This window comes from Chitinimonas arctica, from assembly GCF_007431345.1.
Taxonomy (GTDB): domain Bacteria; phylum Pseudomonadota; class Gammaproteobacteria; order Burkholderiales; family Chitinimonadaceae; genus Chitinimonas; species Chitinimonas arctica.
On the sequence record NZ_CP041730.1, the window covers coordinates 5,186,475 to 5,203,545 of the forward strand.

Here is a 17,071-nt window from a genome sequence, read left to right on the forward strand (position 1 = left end):
AGCCCGCCACCGAGTCAGCGCGCCAAGCCGGCGAATAGGCAGCGCACGTCCCTTATTGACTGCTCTACTTTCGCTTTTCAACGCTAGCGCATGCCGGGATGGGCACACGCGACCACCAGGTGGACGACCTCCCCCTCGCGCTGAGTCACGCCGTACACCGCCAGTAAGCGGGCGCCCAGATGGGCAGCTGCAGTGGCATGACCTACTGGCGGCGCCTGCGAGAGTAGAAAGTCCAAGGTTTGTGAGAGCACCTGCCTCTGGCGTTACTCACCCAATTGCGATGGCACGACCAGATCGATTGGAGTCGAGCCATATTGATGGCGCTGGCGTCGCCAGCCCTGGGGAATAAGCAGACTGGACCGAACCCAATAGCTCTAGGCAAGCTCGGCAGCAAGCGTCATATCGCTGTGGATCACCGTGGCGTTTAATTGGCAGTGCTGGTCACAGGGGCGAACCGGCATAGTTCGATGGTAGACGAGCCCTTGTTGGATTTGCTGCCCTCGGTTCTCGGGCCGGCTGGCCGCGCCACCGACCTGACAAGCTCCACGCCGATAAGGGGTATGACTACTCACGTTGCCGGGCCTCTCTCCGCAAGCGGGGTATCCTGGCGCGAATTGCCAGACGAGGTGTCGAGAGCGGCGAGCCACTGGGCCAGCACCGCTGGGGGGGGAGCGGACACATGCCTGGCTCGCCGTCTTTGGAAAACTGCAAATCCACTTTGAGCGAGGCCTCGATACGCATTACGCCGTGCTTAAGTTGGCGTGTTCGTTGAATTTTTGGCGCATTGTGAATAGGTTGTGTTAGCGGCTCTAAGCTCCTCGACCATCAACCAATTGATGCGTATGCACGCCGGGATACCTATGTCGTCCAACCATTGCGCGGAGGGCCTTGCACTGGCGCTGTTCGACTTGTTCGACCATCGGTGCGTGCTGGGCCCTTGTGTCTCCCCTACCTGTCAGTCCTGGTAGGTAGCGGTACGCGGCGAATGCGAACAAACTCAGAGTCGCCAACGCTGCTGAATTGGTGCGTGGCGGCGATATAAATCAGTCACTAACCTAGATCGCGATTTAGTCGAATTTACAGAATAAAGAATGGAGAATAGCCCACTGAATAATGAAGGACATAGAAGCTATTTGGCATCCCATCATAGAATCCATCGTAAAAGAGGAGTTCGAAATGGCATTTTGCAACTTACCAGCTGGTCAGACCGCAGCTTTGATGTTTATCCTAGCGATCGAGAATAACGCTCAAGCATCTTCCAAAATTAAAGCACTGATCACCGCCAAGGATTGGAAATCGCTTGCCCTCGTGGCATCCTTTGGGACCCCAGACGGTGTTGCCTCCCCAACAATCGACGATTTCACCACTGTTGGCAACATGAGGCCTGGCCTGCAGAATGCCTATTTTATTCTCGCGATTGCGGACGCAAAGAGCGAAGGTGACGGCAAGCAACATCTTCAAGATGCGCTCAACACCCATTGCTGGGATAAAGTCGCCAGCACGATCGTTAGTTCGATTTCAACGACTGGGGTTACCTTTACCGGCCAAGACTTGCATGACGCCTATGCGCCCACCGACAATAGCCCGTGCCAAGGCGGTGACTCGATCCCTGCTCTTGCGGCGTTGATCGGGGCAGGGATGGTGGTAGGCGACTTCTTTTCGAAGACTTTGCCTGATTTCTTTACCAATGATTTCAACAATTTTTTCACGGGCACCGTCGCGAACTTCTTCACAGGCGACTTTGCCAATTTTTTCAAATCTCTCGGTGACAATATCCAGAATGGATTTGAAGATATGACAAATGCACTGAAGGACGCCTTTGGACATCTCGATCCGACCAGCTGGTAATGGTGCCTGTGGCTTACGCATGGACGTCCACGCAGCTTCTCGACATTTTCGGGAAGGCTCTCTGGTCAGGGCCGTCAGCTGCGCGGGTCGATCTTGAGTTTTCGATTCGTCTCCGGGACGGCCATGCCGATTACTTTGGTCGCTTCGGATTCTGGGTAAATGGGGGGCCGGAAGACGCGGCAAGAATTGATTCTATTCTCGAGCATCTAGCCGCCCCCCCCGAAGTGCGTCTTGCCGTGACGCTTGGAACGGTGCGTCTGGGCATCGCTGTCTCATTAACTTCCGATCCTGAGTTCCGGCTATATTTGCATGGCAAGGACGCGTTGTGCGGCGACACCTACACCGCATTCCGATGGCGGTCCGGCGAAGCAGCTCGCCGCTGCATCTACCACTTTCACTACGCTCCCGAGAGCGCAGAGGGGGAGCAACCGGAAAGACTGGTGCATCCGTACTTCCGGGACGCCGCCGCGCAGCTCGCTCGCGCCCCTCGTTTTCGCCAAGCGTCTGGATTCTGGTTGCGCTCGTGCGCTGAGGGTAGCGTCGACCAGGTTGATTTCGCCTTTCCTTGGTCACCCCGTGCGGGAACGCTAGCTGGCCTCGTACCAATACTTGCCGAGTTCTCTGCAGCCGAGAGCGATGATCTCGCAGCCTGTCCAGTTCGCCATGTGGCATTTCCGACAGCTACCGGTGATGCGTGCGTGACGCTTTATTGCTCGGGTGCTGCACAATCCGATTGGCCGAGGTCGGAGGTCGAGCTGCAGGCGCAAGCGCGTACTGCGTCGGCGGCTAGGCACGACCGCTCAGATGCGCTGATCCTAGGTCTCATCGAAACCTGCGACAGTTATTCTGCCTCCGCTCGTGCACTTGACAATTTCTATGGCGGCCGAATCGATCACTGGCAGGCAGTACTCGGCCCGGAAATGCATTATCATCATGGATTGTTCGATTCAACGGGCAGTATCAGCGCCAGCCCCGACGCCATGGCGCGGGCGATGCGCCGAGCCGTCACCGAACTCTATTCGTTCATCCCTCCGGGCGGGAGCATTTACGATGTCGGTTGCGGCTGGGGCGGGCCGATGTCGATGCTTATCCGTGATCTCGGCTGTTCGGTGCTTGGCCTAACCATAAGCCGCACCCAATTTCGCTACATCGCTGGGCTCGGTCTACCGGTGCGCTGGGGCGATGCCGAACGGACATTGCCGCCACGTGAGTTCGACTGCGCGTTGCTGCTCGAATCATTTGAACATGTGCAAGACAAGGCACGGCTGTTACAGCTTCTGAGACCCTTCGTCGATCGTCTCGTCATGCGGGTCAATTGCCAGGATCGATCTCCGGAATGTGCAGTGTTCGCGGGCACCATGCAGATGGTCAGCTCGACAGCGCTTCGCCGCCTTGTCGAGGCGGCAGGATGGCGGGTGAAACATTGGCGCAACCGCCGGAACGAAACGATGCTGACGCATGAGTTCTGGTATCACCGATTGAGGGAGTTGCCCCCGGGGGTCGTGGCGGGTGACCCGCATTTACAGGAATTTCGGGCCTGGTGCGTTCGGGTCCTAGCGAACCGCGTCGAATGGGCTGAAAACAACCCACTAATCGAACTCATTGCGGATTGAAACAGCACTGTTGCGCGGACCGAGCGTGCTTCAAAAACAGGCTGTAAGACACGGGGCAGGCGGGCAGCCTGAACACTCGATGTCACGCTACCCGAACGGTTAACCGGTAACGCGAAATGACGGAAGCGTCGCCCAGCCACTCGCGCCACAGTTTGGCCTGTATGAAAAACTCGCCGGAACCTTGAGGCTGGAACACCCAGCGCCGCCTGCCGCCGGCTCCAGGGGGGTGGAGGTCCGCCAGCGCGAGTTCGGACGACAGCAACATCAGCCTTTCGCTGAACTCGAGGTGCCAGCGATAGCCAGTGGTGGGCGTTTCGTCAAGTTCGAGCGCAAAGGCCCTCTCCTTTGGAAGCTGGCGCACACCGCCATCATCGGCAAGATTAAATGATGGAAGTGTCATCGCGGCGCTCCCGAAGTGTTGACGGCTTTTTCTGGCCAGTCCTGGACCTTCGCGGGGAAAGTCCAGGACTACGCTTTAGGCCGCGCCTCTCTGATGGGTCCAATTACAACCCGTACCTTTCCACCAGGCGGACCAAAAATTGCCGTCGCTTCCGATGACAAAGACATAGGGACCGCCACCTTCGACGGAGACAATGTCGACCACCTCGGTGCTGGTGGCGCTGCCAGGCTAGAGTTGGTTACGCCAATTGTTGTCCGCACCATTCGCCTGATTTAGCTACGGATGGTCGTCTGATCCCCAAACGGCAAGACAAAGCGTCGCATTGGCGTCCACGGTGGCACCGATGGAGGGCCTTGACGGTTACGCCACTTGGCAAGGCGAGATTGCCCCACTTCCTTGCGAAGCCGTCAGGACGTCGGACACAGCGATGCAGTTGACGCCCTGCAGGCGGACTCATGGGTGTTTGCCGTCGGCGGCGTTTACGGCAGAGACTCCAAGAGTGGGGGGATGATCGGAGGCACATTGATCTCGATACGTGAGAAGGATTCGATCGACCACATGCTGGCGTCTATCCCGCACTGACCATAGCCAATGTAGAAATAGCCATCCATGCCCCAGCCAGTGCCCCAGCTGTTCTTGCACAGCCAGGCTTGCTGATTGTCGTCATAACCGATTACGCAGATGCAATGGCCGCCTACTTGGGCGGCGTTGCCGTTGTACTGGTAGACGCCGGATGTATAGCCATAGAAATCTTCATACACAGTGAAGCAGGAGATCAAAGGACCTTGAGTGGAAATCCACTGTTTCATCTGAGCGGACTCCGTCGGAGTGCCGTATGCCGACAAGATGGTCAGCTCGTCCTGCCAGCCAGCGTTGAGCTGGCATCCCTGATCTCCCGCTTCGTAAGTGAAATACGACGCCGGTGCAATGCCGGGCGTACTAGCGTAGCTCAAGGCGCTGGTCACCCACCAGCCGGTGGTGCAACTGCATCCGTCCGTGACCTCTGCACCGCAGTAGAATAGCTGCGCTTCCGACAGGTCCTGTATGGAACTGCCGAGTACTGAGTTCACTGGCATACTGGTGAACAAGCGCATGCTGCCTTCCAGGGTGGCCGCCACGCCGAAGGCAACGCAGGAACCGCAGTTACCCTGATCCTTAATTGCGCTGATGTAGCAGTTGCCGCCCACATTGCGCCAGTCCCAGGCGGGCGGGGTCACGGTCCGGGCACCCTGCACCATCCCCCTAGTCTGCTGGGCCAGGGCGGAAATCCGCTCGCGCTCTTGCAGCGGGAGCTCGGCGGGTCCTGGCACGTAGCCAAGTCGCGCTTTGCGTTGTGCGGCGTTCAGCTGAAGCAGGGAAGTCGGCCCCGCTTGCCAGGTCACGCCCTTCTGCTTATTTGTTGCAAGCAAATCATCTAAGAATTTCTGATCGAGAGCCATGAGTCATCTCCAGTTAAGCCCGGCCACCGTTCGTGGTGTGATTTCAGGCCGAAATAATCAGGTAACGCGATGGGAAGCAACGGAACCTCGCAAAGACCTAGAAAAAACGGTCCTAATTAGCGAAATCGCACTTTCGAGGGGGGTGGTGCGCTTCGGGTCAAAAAGACCAATTCTGACAGGTACTGACGAAATAAAAATCGATTTTAAATCTTAGTCTATTACAAGTGACCTATTTAATTAAGCTGATACCTAATCGTATAAATTCTTACTGAAAGTACGCTCCCCATATAGTGTGGCTTCATTGAAGCTTTAGTGATTATGCAATTTACTCAGTTACCACAGGGTTTCGTAGGGGGAACCGTTAAAAATATTTGCGAACTTGCCCTGCGCCGCATGAATTTCGCGCATTTCTGGTAGCGGTAGACATTGACTATGTCCCATCGCCGTTTCCTACAAAAAATCCGGTTTCCTGCCCCACAGGAATCCGCTAAGCCGTCCGGACTTATAATAGACGCATTCCTAAAAAATAACCCGCAAAACGATCAGCGCTTCGCTTCTGAATTTGACAATTCCTCGTAAGTCCTTGATATTACATGTTAGCATGTGCCACTATGAAATTTTTACCCTACTAAATTTAATAGGACTAGCGGCGTAACTGCAGGGTCGAATAACGCAGTGCCAATAAGCGTGGCTCTCCTTTTTTTTGCAATCCACCCACTTAGGCGATAGTTACGACTGACAACAAAAGAATTGGGGCGCGCAAACCCATGTGAGCCTCGAACGAAGCCGATGTAGGGAGACGGACAATATGCGAGTCATCATTTACGATGAGGCGGTAGCTACCGAGACGCTGGCAGAGGCACTGCGCGAAGATGCGGTCATTGTACTTGAGCTAGCACGCCCCATCGCCCGCGAGATTCAGCACAAGACTAGCGAGCTCTTCGATGAAGGCGAAGTCCCGGTCCAACTTGAAGCACTTTTCGGCCACGACATCGATACGACCTTCGGCTGGCTACACTACATGGTCAATCCCGAGATGTTCCAGCTCTACACTGATGAGGGTGTTTGCACCTTGATCATGAAGGCGTTGGAGCGCCGGCGCCGGCAAGGCAGCCGACTACCTGTCTTTGCCACCTCGGTCTTTTAGACCGTCATCACGCCTGCATGGGACCCGAACAGCATTTTCTATCTCTTTGTTTTCATTACTTGTTATTTTCCAAAATCTTTTCAATCAACTCCCGCAGGATGGCAACCGACTGGATATCTCTAGGGTAGATTGATTGTTGTCGAACCACTGCTGTGGGATAGTGCCAGGCTCAATATCCGGTGGTACACCGGAGAGCAGGTATTCCTTCTCGCTATCCAGCCTGGGCAAGAAGTTATCTCTATATACCATTGTGTTCGGCGCGCTCTAAATTTCTTCGGCGTCCAGAAAGATTCTGCCGTACCGATCTTCCCAGCCTAGCAACGTGGAAAAAATACAATCTGCACAGTTTGATACTTAATTGTAAAACACCAAAAAAAAAGCCGAACATGACACCGACTTACACGAGACCGCGAAACCTCATTCTCGACGCCCACCTACGCAATCACCTTCAGAAAGGTGACCGATAGCCATGCTCGTCTGCAAAAGGCTTTGACGCGTTTATGTCAGAGCAAGGAAACGTGACCCCGGAAATACTAGCCGAGGGCGACACAACCACCAGCCGGCCTCACAACCTTGCTTCACATTCGTTGATTTTCTCTCTAGTTGACCACCGAAGACGCCATAGATGCTTCAGGTCGATTAGCACCGTTAATAAATAATAAGCGAGTAGTTACGCTGTTTACACAATCACCTGTTAAACAGCATTTCTCGAATATCGCATCTGCTAATCTCAGGCCCTCAGAATAAACCTTAACAGCACCAAACGTTAGCCCTCCGCATTCTGCATTTAAATTCCAACTACCCGGCACAGCACTGATCCGGATCGTATAAAGTGTCTTTTTGATTTTGCAAATCTTTATTACTTCGCGAACGGAGGCTACATATTCACCAGTGGCATCATTCTTTTTCAGGTTAAAAGTATCGATCAAATATCCCCCTTTGGATACACCAAGTTTATCTCCGCCGTAAGAAATTCGAAGCACACTTGCCTTGACGTCGCATTCGATGCCAATAAATCTTTGATCATCGCTCGCAACGACCTGCGCCGACATCACCAATAAAACCAACGCTACAGCGTTTTTGCAAATGCGCATTTGCCCCCCTGACTCACTGAGTAGTGTTCTTTGATTCTTAAAAGGGGCGGTATGAAAATCCATCCGCCACTTGTTTTGCAGGGAAAACATCATGCCGTAGAAGAGGACGAGCATGCCATGGCGTCGCCGGGCCTCATTGATCATCCACCGGCGGCGAGTACTCCTTGCCGTTACCACTTGCTTGCAGGCATGAGCAAACACTCACGGCTTTCAAAATAAAATCGACCTCGTCCCATATTGGCTGATGGTGCAAGGGTTACTCTGTGTAGATCAGCTCCGAACAAGAATATTCGCATCCAGGACAAGCGCTTATCGGCTCATGGTTTATCAACCTTCCTGCGCACTTTGAAGTCGAACACAAGCTCCTCTTCCGAAATACGCACGTCCAACACCATGGACTTCCAGTTTGGTCACTGCCTCTGCCAGCGCGTCGAGTTTGCCCTGGGACGCTTCCCCTTCCTGGCCTTTTCACACCGCCCCCACCCAGCCGCCCTACCCCACGCCCAGGCATACACGGCCCATTTCATAGCCTATCTTGGTTGATACGAAGGGAGAGAATGCGCTTATGCCGGCCAGCGACGAAGCAAGTGCGGAGATCGACCGGCTGGCGGCGCTGGCCCGGTATGACATCCTGCACACCGCCGCCGAGGTGGAGTTCGACTTCCTCACCCGCCTGGCGGCAGAGTTGTGCCACACCCAATATGCCTTCGTGGTCTTTGTCGACGATCGCCATGTATGGGCCAAGTCCTGCTTCGGCGTGGCCGAGGTGGCCGCCATGCCGCGCGAGCAGGATTATTGCGACCTGGTGGTGCGTAGCGGTCAGCCGCTGCTGGTGCCGGACCTGACCGACGATGCCCGGACCGCCAATCTATTGCCCACGCTGCAAATGGGCTTTCGCAGCTACGCCGGCGTACCGCTGATCAGCGACGACGGCTATACCCTGGGAACATTGTGCGTATTGGATCGGCAGGCGCGGCCTATCGACGATACCCAATTGCTCCTGTTGCAGGCTTTGGCACGGCAAACCATGGCCCTGGTCGAGTTGCGGCACTGCAAGCGCGAGCTGGAAGCCAATCTGCGCAAGCTGACGCTGTTGGCCAACCAGGATGAGCTGACCGGCCTGATGAACCGGCGCCGCCTGATGGAAAAACTGGCCGAGGAATGCGCCCGCGCCCGCCGCTTCCAGCAACCGTTGGGCTTGGTGATGCTGGACCTGGACCACTTCAAGGCGGTCAACGATCAGTGGGGTCACGGCGCCGGCGATACCGTACTGCTCAATACCGGCAAGACGATTCTGCAGACCCTGCGCGAAACCGACAGCGCCGGCCGCTACGGCGGCGAGGAATTCTGCCTGCTGCTGCCCGCTACCAATCTGGACGGCGCGGCTACCGTGGCCGAGATACTGCGCGGCCGCCTGGCCGGCCACCCGCGCGAACCGGGCAGCGCGCCTAGCCATGTCACCGCCAGTTTCGGGGTCAGCGCAACGGAAGCGGGCGAAACGGCGCGCGCGGCCGTGCTGCTGGAAACCGCCGACCGCGCGCTATACCGCGCCAAGGCTGCCGGCCGCAATCGCGTCGAGCTGGCGCCTTCCGCCCTCTATAGCCAGACCCATCCCACCCATTCCCCAGATAAACACTCTTCCGGAGCTAGCTGATGCAATCATTGCGCACCAAGTTGATCGTCGTGATGACATCCATTGTCGCCCTCGTCGCCATCCTGCTGACCACGGCGTCCTACCACCGCATGCGGGGCGAGCTGATCGAGGCGCTCAGTGCGCAACTGGCCGAAGCCTCCAGCGCCAGCGCCAAGTCCGCCGATGACTGGCTGAGCAATCGCGCCCATATCGTGACGGCCTTGGCCGATGTCTCGGCGCAGCCGGAGCTGGTGCCTTTTCTACAGCTGAGCCTCAAGGCCGGGGGGTTCGACACCACCTATATCGGCTTTGCCGACAAACACATCGTCTTTTCCAAGCCGCAGGATCTGCCGGCCAGCTATGACCCTACCGCCCGCCCCTGGTACCAGCAGGCTGTTTCCGCCGGCAAGACCATCATCACCGAGCCCTACCTGGATGCCGCAACCAAGAAACTGGTGATTTCCATGGCCGCGCCGGTCAGCGGCGGCACGGCGGTCGCCGCCGGCGACGTGTTCATGGACGGCTTGGTCGGCGGCATCCTCGGCGTGAAACTGGCGCACCAGGGTTATGCCTTTGTCGCCGACGGCAAGGGCCAGGTCTTGATCCATGCCGACGAAGCCCACCGGATGAAACCGGCCACCGAGCTTTCCTCCGGGCTGGATGCGGCGCAGCTGAAAAGCCTGGCCGACAGCAACCGCATGCAGGAGCTGGAAGTCCAGGGCCACGCCAAATATATCCAGGTGCGTACCATCCCCAGCACCGGCTGGTATCTGGCGGTGGTGATCGACAAGGCGGATGCGCTGGCGCCCCTCGGCAAGCTGCTGATCTTTTCGATCAGCGTGCTGGTCGTCCTGCTGGCCGTCATGGTGCCTTTGCTGACGGCAACCATAGGCCGCATGCTGGCCGGCCTGATCCGGGTCAAGGACGCCATGCGGGCGATCGCCACCGGGGGTGGCGACCTGACCCAGCGGATCGCGACCCACGGCAACGATGAGATCGCCCAAACCGCCAAAGCCTTCAACCAGTTCCAGGAACAATTGCGCTTGATGTTCGTGGATCTGCAAGCCGAGGCCGGCCACCTGACCGATGGCGTCAACAATATCGCCACCCTCACCCGCCGCATGGCCGGCGACTCGCGCCAGCTGGCCGACCATGGCGCCGCCAATGCCGCCACCATCGAGCAGCTGACCGTGAGCATCGCCCATATCGCCGACTACGCGGGCGATGCCAATCGGCTGGTGGAGAGCACCGGTGAGCTATCGGCCGTGGGAGCCACCAGCATCAGCCGCGTATCCGGTGAAATCGACAATTCCGCCAGCGCCGTTCGGGAACTGTCGACGCTGTTCACCGAAGTCAACCGTAGAGCCGACGATATCGGCGGCATCGTGCAGGTGATCAAGGAAATCGCCGACCAGACCAATCTGCTGGCCCTCAATGCAGCCATCGAGGCGGCCCGCGCCGGCGAGCAGGGACGCGGTTTTGCCGTGGTGGCCGACGAGGTCCGCAAACTGGCGGAACGGACCGGCCAGGCCACCCAGGAAATCTCCGGCATGATAGGCAGCATGCGCGATGCCACCCAGGGCGCTACCGGCAATATGCAACGCACCTTGGGTTCGGTCGAAGCAGGCGCCGGGCTGATACGCGAAACCGCCGGCAATATCGCCCAGATCCAGCAGCGGATGGGGGAAGTGGTGAGCAATATGCGCGAAATCGCCCACTCCACCAGCGAGCAACGCCAGGCGGCCACCCTGATGGCGCAGAATGCGGAAAGGGTCACCGCCCAGATTCAACAGAGCGACGAGGCGCTGCAATCGATGACCGGCACCCTGGGCGAGTTGGATCAGTTGGCCAGCGGCATCCGGGCCATGTTCGCAAAGTTCAAGCTGTGAGTAACTTTTCAAGGCGGTGCTCGGCCGCAAGCCAGGCCCTGCCTGGAATGGCTTGCAGGCTGGCCTGACCGGTGGTCGCAGCAAGGAATCATTGATTGCTTTGTCATATAACTCCCCTATGCTGGAATTCAGACCAGGGGAGTTGTTATGCCCGCGATTGCCAACCAGGCTGAAGAACAGCGGCTACGCTCGTTATACCAAAGCGGTTCGCTGGATTCCCACCAGCATGCCGATTTCGATTTCATCGTGCGCGCCGCCGCCCGCTTATGCGATGTGCCGCAAGCCTTCGTCGCCTTCGTCGATCGTGGCATGGTGTGGATCAAGGCTTCGGTCGACTTCCTGCCTTTCAAGCAGCTGCCCCGCAGCAGCAGCTTTGCCGACCTCGCCTTGACCGGCGAAGCACTGATCAATATCGCCGATGTCAGCGTCGATCCCCGCACCGCCAACCACCCCCTGATCGAATCCGGCTTCGGATTCAGCATGTACGCGGCCACCCCCATCTGCGCGCCCAACGGCGATGCGATCGGCGTGCTGAGCCTGCTCGACAATCGGGTCAGGCTTCTGAATGAGGAAGAGCGCGACTGGCTACTGCAGCTGGGTAGGCAAGCTTCCGCCCTGGTGGAGTGGCGGCGGGTACGCAAGGAGCTGGAAAACGCCCTGCTCGAACAGCAGGAAACCCGCCACCTCGACCCGCGAACCGGCCTACCCGGCCGTCCCTGGTTGATGGCTCGTATCGAAGAGGAATGCCATCGCGCCCAGCGCTTCGGCCATGCCTTCTCGCTGATCCTGTTCGATCTCGATACCTTGACCGAAATCCATGCCCAACTCGGCCGCGACTGCGGCGCCAGCGCCCTGGCGCGGGTGGGCAGGCTGCTGCGCCAGACGCTGCGCGGCACCGATAGCGCCGGCCATTTGTCGGAAGACCGCTTCGGCATCGTCCTCCCCAATACTACGGCCGATGGCGCCGCTACCTTGGCCGAGATGCTGCGGGGCAGGATCGAATCCAAACCCAACCCGCTGGAACCCGCCCTGGCCGTCACCGCCAGCTTCGGCGTCGCGGCCAGCAACGAACGCGGCCTGGACAACGCCCACAGCCTGCTGGCCGCCGCCGGCGCCGCGCTGGATCAAGCCCGCGCCGAGGGTCACAACCGCGTCGCCGTGGCCTTGCCGGCCATGCCGGAGTTACGCTGATTGGCGTGCAATACCTCTGAATTCCCGGCGTAGTTGCCCCTATTTTAACAGTGACGGACACAAAAGCTGCCCCACGGCCTATGCAAAAACAGACACCTGCACCATGCACGGCCGTCCGTGTCACTGCAGCCCGCCCAGTTAAGTTTCACTTGTGCCCGGAGGCCGATGGCTTCGAAGGTGCCCACGCAACGGCCCCTCTTTTGGGAGGAAGCTCATCGCTTGTTCGAGCGGTAGTTGCGGGCTGTCCAAGCGTGTGATCGCTAGGCGACGTATCTGGACATTTGAGGCGCGATAGGCCTTTAGCTTGTGATGTCCGTCCAGAATAAACTCTGACCAGGCACCTTTGGACGAAAGTGTAATGACGGTCGGTCGAATGCCGGCCTCAATAGCCTGAACGTACTCCTCAACTCTCTTTGAGGACATAGATGGCTCGAACTGAGTTGCCACCATTGCGCCAAAGCCTGGGTAGAAATTGGTCACTTCGAGCAATGGAATTTCAGCCAGTGCGATCTCCACGACATACGAGTCCGATGGGATGTCCTCGAGCACCAACAAGTACTGGCCGGTCTCTAGTAGCAAGAGGATTTCAGAAAAGTGAGATGCCAAGGTAGACTGAGGAGGAATCTCGCTCTCCACTGACTTCCGGAATCTCTGAACTGAAGCCAGAGTGCTCGTTGCTACAGAGCGAACCAAGTTCTGCCCAACGCTTCCCGCGCAGTCGCACCAATGGTACACCGCGATCTGACCATTGACGATTAGAGCTGCTTCGAAATCACCACCTCTAACACCCAGGAAGCACTGGGATCCTGTGATGTCGATGGTTTCCGACCGAAGAGTAGTCACTTGTAAAATCCAACGCTTGAGATAAGAGGCGCCGAGCGCTTGGACAGATGGGAACTGGCCCTCCCTTTCGATAGTGCACCCACTGAAAGTAGCTCCGACAAACCTTGCGCCATTTGTTTGCTCCTTCGAGGTCAATCCTCAGTGCCTTCGCCCGGCACCGGGACTCCTTGCGTTCTCAGCGGTCCACGCCAAGCATACTACGCCACTTCGGGAATGCTGGATTCTTTGGCCAACTTCGCGACCGAGGCGTTCTCCGGCGGCATCATCCGGCGTAAAAGCGCTTCTTTTCTTTCTTGGGGATAGCGACTGGTGTTTTCTCCGCCCCCGGACCAACTCAGACAATTCAGGAGACGCGACAACTATTCTGACACCGGGGGTTTATGGCTCGCTCAGCTGGGGGCGGGTCAAATCCAACCAAATCCAGGCCAGCGAGTACATTCGCTATGGACGGCGGTAAAAAATGCGAGTCTCGCTTCTTTCATCCATGAGGTAGTCGATCCCGCCGGTTAGGAAGAAGCGATGCAGTGTTTCACACCCGTCATCAGCAATGATCGTGGCATCCACCGTCCGGTCATGAAAAGTGCGCCCGCTCTCCTTAAGACGGCGAACCTTAACATCGCTGCTTAACAATCTCAGCGAGGCTAATATGTCATCAAGATGCCTCTCAACATCCAGATGAAATTCCACGTCACCATCCTTGTCTCGATATTCCTTGCAGTGGATGGCCACATGCTCGATGTGTTTCGCTAACGCACTGATGGCATATAGGAAGGATCTGAGCTTACCCCGATTCGACTTTGCACCACAGTATGGATCCCAGATGGTCAAACACTTAATCTGACTTCCTGCGACCACGCTGAATATGCGGTCCAAGTCGCGTGCCTCACCTGCACGCAGCTCCCACATCGACATTCTCTCCCCGTCCTTCAGTACATCCTCCGGCAGCAATACCGAGCTGGACAGGAGTTGATGCAGTTCCGTGCTAAGTGTTTCGTCGACGGCTCCGATATCAGCCGGCGCAGCGATGAGCCCTTCCAGGAGGGGTTGAACGGCGAAATGCTGTCGGATGGCGGGCATGCCGATATCACTACCAACAAAGACCTTAGGGAGCTGGCTCCAATCCAGACGTGAGGTTGGGCGCGGTTTCCGGATACCAACGTAGCAACTAAGCTGCCATTTTCTGCTCTGCCATCGACTCAGCGTATCGCTGCGCCGGAGTTTGATAGCCAATGGACGAATGGCGCCGTTTGCGATTGTAAAACACCTCGATGTAATCAAAGAGGTCCTTGCGCGCTTCAATACGCGTCACGTAGCTTCGATGGAAGACGCGCTCGTTCTTCAAGCTATTGAAGAAGCTTTCCATCGGCGCGTTGTCCCAGCAATTGCCCTTCCGGCTCATCGACGCTTGCATGCCGTACTCCGCCAACAGGGCTCGGTAATCATGGCTGCAGTATTGGCTACCTCGGTCGGAATGATGAAGTAGTCCTGGCTTCGGTTTGCGTCGGAAACGCGCCATTTGCAGGGCACGGATGACCAGCTCCCGTGTCATTCGCTCGTCCATGGCCCACCCGACGATGGCCCGCGTGTGCAGATCCATGACGACCGCCAGATACAGCCAGCCCTCGCGGGTGGGAATGTAGGTAATGTCCGCATTCCACACGGTGTCCGGTGCCCTCGTGCTGAACTGTCGATCCAGCACGTTGGATGCAAACGGTAGGGAGTGCTTACTGTTGGTTGTCGCTTTATAACGCCGCTTGTGGCGCGCACGAATGCCGTGTTTTTGCATCAAGCGCTGGATGCGGGTTTTGCTGACTGGATGCCCTCGGGATTTGAGTTCCTGGAAGATGCGCGGTGAACCATAAGCCCCCTGGCATTCAGCATGCACGCTACGAATCAGCGCAAGCAACTGCATGTCAGAAAGCCAGTGGGTCGGGCCACCACAGGCCTGCCAATCGGCGAAGCCGCTCGTGCTGACGGACAGCACTTTGCAGAGCGACTGCAAGGGATAGTGTTTGCGCATCTGGTCAATCACGGCGTACTTCACTGCGACTTTTTCGCGAAATACGCCGTGGCTTTTTCCAGAATTTCGAGCTCCATCTTCAGGCGGGAATTCTCGGCACGCAGGCGTGACAATTCCATTTGCTCTGGTGTGACGGGCTTGCCGGAACCTGTCGCCATCTTCCCGGCCTTGTGGGCCTTGCGCCAGTTGGCAAGCGTCTGCTCGGATATGCCCAAGTCGCGCGCTACTTGAGCAGGGGTCTTGCCTTCGACTTCGACCAGGCGGACGGCTTCTTGCTTGAATTCGGTGGTGTAGCTTTGTCGTGGAATTTTGTACATTCGGAACCTCTGTAGACCAGTTTACCCGGCTACGGTTGGTATCCGAAATCCACACCCAAGCTCAACGGTCCTCGGCGGATATTTGATACAGGCGCAACCGTCCTTCCTGCACATAGGGATGCAGACGTCGATAGAGGGATAGTGGAGCCTGGGTCTTGGGCCTTTCTTCGAGCTTGTTGACCAAATGGACATGTACGGTCTTGCCTGCTTGCAGCCATTGCAAAAGCAGGTTGAGGCTCTCCTCGGAATAGTCCGACTGTTCCACCAGGCTGCGCGCGACCAGATGAATTTGGGCGTGATTAACCAGGCGCTCATTTAGGCCCGCCAGACTTGGCTTGGCCCAGCGCACGTAGTTTCCTATACCGATCTGCTGCGTGTTCGGGTCGAGCAGCGTGTCGATCCAGGCAAGGGAGGAGAGACGATCAAAGCTGTCCCAATAGCGTTGGTTGCCATAGTCGCAAAGGCACGCACGGCAACCGGAGTCGCACTGCGCCTTGCAATCCAGGCGATCACGGGTCCGGCGAAGCAGTTCCTCGAACGAAAAGCCCGGTTCGCCCAAGTGCGCGCAATAACCCGCTCCACCTGGCACAGCATCAAAGAGCACCAACTCCAGGGTGTTGCCCGTAACGCCGTAGAGCCGGTAAATGGCGCGGACCTCGCCGGGTTGCACCTGCAACAGGTTGATGACCGCCAGGCGCAATGCCTCGGCCAGGGTGCGCGCCAATCTTTCGTGAAAACACCGTGCAGTAATGTCAGCGCGCTCTGGTTCGGGAAGCGGCTGAAGAAATCGGAATAGGCGCACATCGGTGGCGAAGCGATGCACCAAATCCAAGCCAGGTCTAGAAAACTGTTCGTTCGGACAATGCAGCCCGGTGAGCGGATCGTGATGCGCAAGCTGAATACCGTTGCCACTCGACTCTGTCTTCTTGCCCCTCACCGCTTTCCTACCACCCGGCGGCTTGATCGTTGTAGCAAAGTTGCAGCGCGGGCATCGGTCATACCCCTCACCATAGACGCCTCTATTGGCGATGAACAAAGTGCCGCATAACCCATCCTCCTCCCGACCACGCGGTTTCAAGAGGGTGGTGCGCAGGAAGGGAAGATCGGTTTCCGAAAAGGCCTCATCTCGCGGTGATGCAATAAGACGAGCCTCGTCCGCAGACTTGACCCGTCGACGATTGTTGCCAGGGTCGCGCCCCTTACGGTCGGCATAGCTGGTCACAAAACCATGCGGCTCAATGAATCTGCGCTTGCGTCTGCCCTCGATGGAGCCACAGTTTGAGCACGCTACTGGCAATTCCTCCTTCGTGTCGCCGATGTCTACATGGAAGCACTCTGGACAGGCTATATACCAACGCTCCGGCATGAATGCTTTGGGATAGTGGGCAAGACCATAGCTGGTCCAGATGCGACCGTTCGCCACTACCTCTGCACCGGGTGCGTATTCGCTGATACCTAGACTTGCATCTCGGGTAAGTGCGACATCTGCGGCGCCTCTGGTCTGTCCTTGCTGCTGTCGGTTCTCCTGAATCACCTCTAGACTTAAGGAATGCACTGGGAAGCTATAGGTAGGAATTAGACCTCGGCCGGAAAGTTGATTGACAAGGAATTGGCCCATGTAGTCATCGCGCATATTT

13 protein-coding genes and 1 pseudogene are annotated in these 17,071 nt (G+C 57.3%); 7 read left to right on the plus strand and 7 right to left on the minus strand.

Features of this window, described 5'->3' with window-relative positions; all coding sequences use genetic code 11:
- Positions 1 to 176 precede the first annotated feature (176 nt).
- The 3 genes and pseudogenes from FNU76_RS24805 to FNU76_RS23475 all read left to right on the plus strand — a co-directional run.
- Positions 177 to 804, plus strand: a pseudogene (locus tag FNU76_RS24805) (IS5 family transposase); the annotation flags it as partial.
- Between the two features lie 309 nt (positions 805 to 1,113).
- Positions 1,114 to 1,848, plus strand: coding sequence for a hypothetical protein (locus FNU76_RS23470; protein WP_144280452.1), 735 nt, complete (start codon positions 1,114 to 1,116; stop codon positions 1,846 to 1,848).
- 8 nt (positions 1,849 to 1,856) lie between these two features.
- On the plus strand, positions 1,857 to 3,461 hold the full coding sequence (locus FNU76_RS23475; RefSeq protein ID WP_179958270.1) for an SAM-dependent methyltransferase: 1,605 nt from the start codon (positions 1,857 to 1,859) through the stop codon (positions 3,459 to 3,461).
- An 82-nt stretch (positions 3,462 to 3,543) separates the two neighbouring features.
- On the opposite strand, the gene FNU76_RS23480 is transcribed toward FNU76_RS23475, so the two are convergent.
- Both FNU76_RS23480 and FNU76_RS23485 read right to left on the minus strand, forming a co-directional pair.
- Positions 3,544 to 3,861, minus strand: a complete 318-nt coding sequence (locus tag FNU76_RS23480) for a protease inhibitor I42 family protein (RefSeq protein ID WP_144280454.1) — start codon at positions 3,859 to 3,861, stop codon at positions 3,544 to 3,546.
- Between the two features lie 479 nt (positions 3,862 to 4,340).
- Positions 4,341 to 5,300, minus strand: a complete 960-nt coding sequence (locus FNU76_RS23485; RefSeq protein WP_144280455.1) for a C1 family peptidase — start codon at positions 5,298 to 5,300, stop codon at positions 4,341 to 4,343.
- A gap of 808 nt (positions 5,301 to 6,108) precedes the next feature.
- Here FNU76_RS23485 and FNU76_RS23490 point away from each other — a divergent pair.
- Entirely contained in the window at positions 6,109 to 6,447 is a 339-nt protein-coding gene (locus FNU76_RS23490; protein WP_144280456.1) for a hypothetical protein, read from the plus strand.
- Positions 6,448 to 7,046: 599 nt separating this feature from the next.
- Here the strand turns inward: FNU76_RS23490 and FNU76_RS23495 are convergent.
- Positions 7,047 to 7,655 (minus strand): hypothetical protein, encoded by a 609-nt coding sequence (locus tag FNU76_RS23495; RefSeq protein WP_144280457.1) that lies wholly within the window; start codon positions 7,653 to 7,655, stop codon positions 7,047 to 7,049.
- Positions 7,656 to 8,106: 451 nt separating this feature from the next.
- Between FNU76_RS23495 and FNU76_RS23500 the strand changes: the two genes are divergently transcribed.
- The 3 genes from FNU76_RS23500 to FNU76_RS23510 all read left to right on the plus strand — a co-directional run bounded on the left by FNU76_RS23500 (position 8,107) and on the right by FNU76_RS23510 (position 12,254).
- Complete coding sequence (locus tag FNU76_RS23500) at positions 8,107 to 9,195, plus strand: sensor domain-containing diguanylate cyclase (RefSeq protein ID WP_144280458.1); 1,089 nt, start codon at positions 8,107 to 8,109, stop codon at positions 9,193 to 9,195.
- A complete protein-coding gene (locus FNU76_RS23505) occupies positions 9,195 to 11,063 on the plus strand; it encodes a methyl-accepting chemotaxis protein (RefSeq protein ID WP_144280459.1) in 1,869 nt (622 codons plus the stop codon). Before FNU76_RS23500 ends, FNU76_RS23505 begins: the two co-directional genes overlap by 1 nt.
- A gap of 147 nt (positions 11,064 to 11,210) precedes the next feature.
- Positions 11,211 to 12,254, plus strand: a complete 1,044-nt coding sequence (locus FNU76_RS23510) for a GGDEF domain-containing protein (RefSeq protein WP_144280460.1) — start codon at positions 11,211 to 11,213, stop codon at positions 12,252 to 12,254.
- A gap of 138 nt (positions 12,255 to 12,392) precedes the next feature.
- Here the strand turns inward: FNU76_RS23510 and FNU76_RS23515 are convergent, their stop codons facing one another.
- From FNU76_RS23515 to FNU76_RS23530, 4 genes are all read right to left on the minus strand, one after another.
- Complete coding sequence (locus FNU76_RS23515) at positions 12,393 to 13,232, minus strand: hypothetical protein (protein WP_144280461.1); 840 nt, start codon at positions 13,230 to 13,232, stop codon at positions 12,393 to 12,395.
- A 306-nt stretch (positions 13,233 to 13,538) separates the two neighbouring features.
- Positions 13,539 to 14,174: a hypothetical protein gene (locus FNU76_RS23520; RefSeq protein ID WP_144280462.1), complete on the minus strand. Its 636-nt coding sequence runs from the start codon at positions 14,172 to 14,174 to the stop codon at positions 13,539 to 13,541.
- Between the two features lie 88 nt (positions 14,175 to 14,262).
- Positions 14,263 to 15,434, minus strand: a protein-coding gene (locus tag FNU76_RS23525; protein ID WP_444542064.1) for an IS3 family transposase whose coding sequence is annotated in 2 segments (ribosomal slippage) — positions 14,263 to 15,167 and positions 15,167 to 15,434 — 1,173 coding nt in all. Because the reading frame shifts where the segments join, the coding sequence is not laid out codon by codon here.
- Between the two features lie 61 nt (positions 15,435 to 15,495).
- On the minus strand, positions 15,496 to 17,067 hold the full coding sequence (locus FNU76_RS23530; RefSeq protein WP_144280463.1) for an MrfA Zn-binding domain-containing protein: 1,572 nt from the start codon (positions 17,065 to 17,067) through the stop codon (positions 15,496 to 15,498).
- Between the last annotated feature and the right edge of the window lie 4 nt (positions 17,068 to 17,071).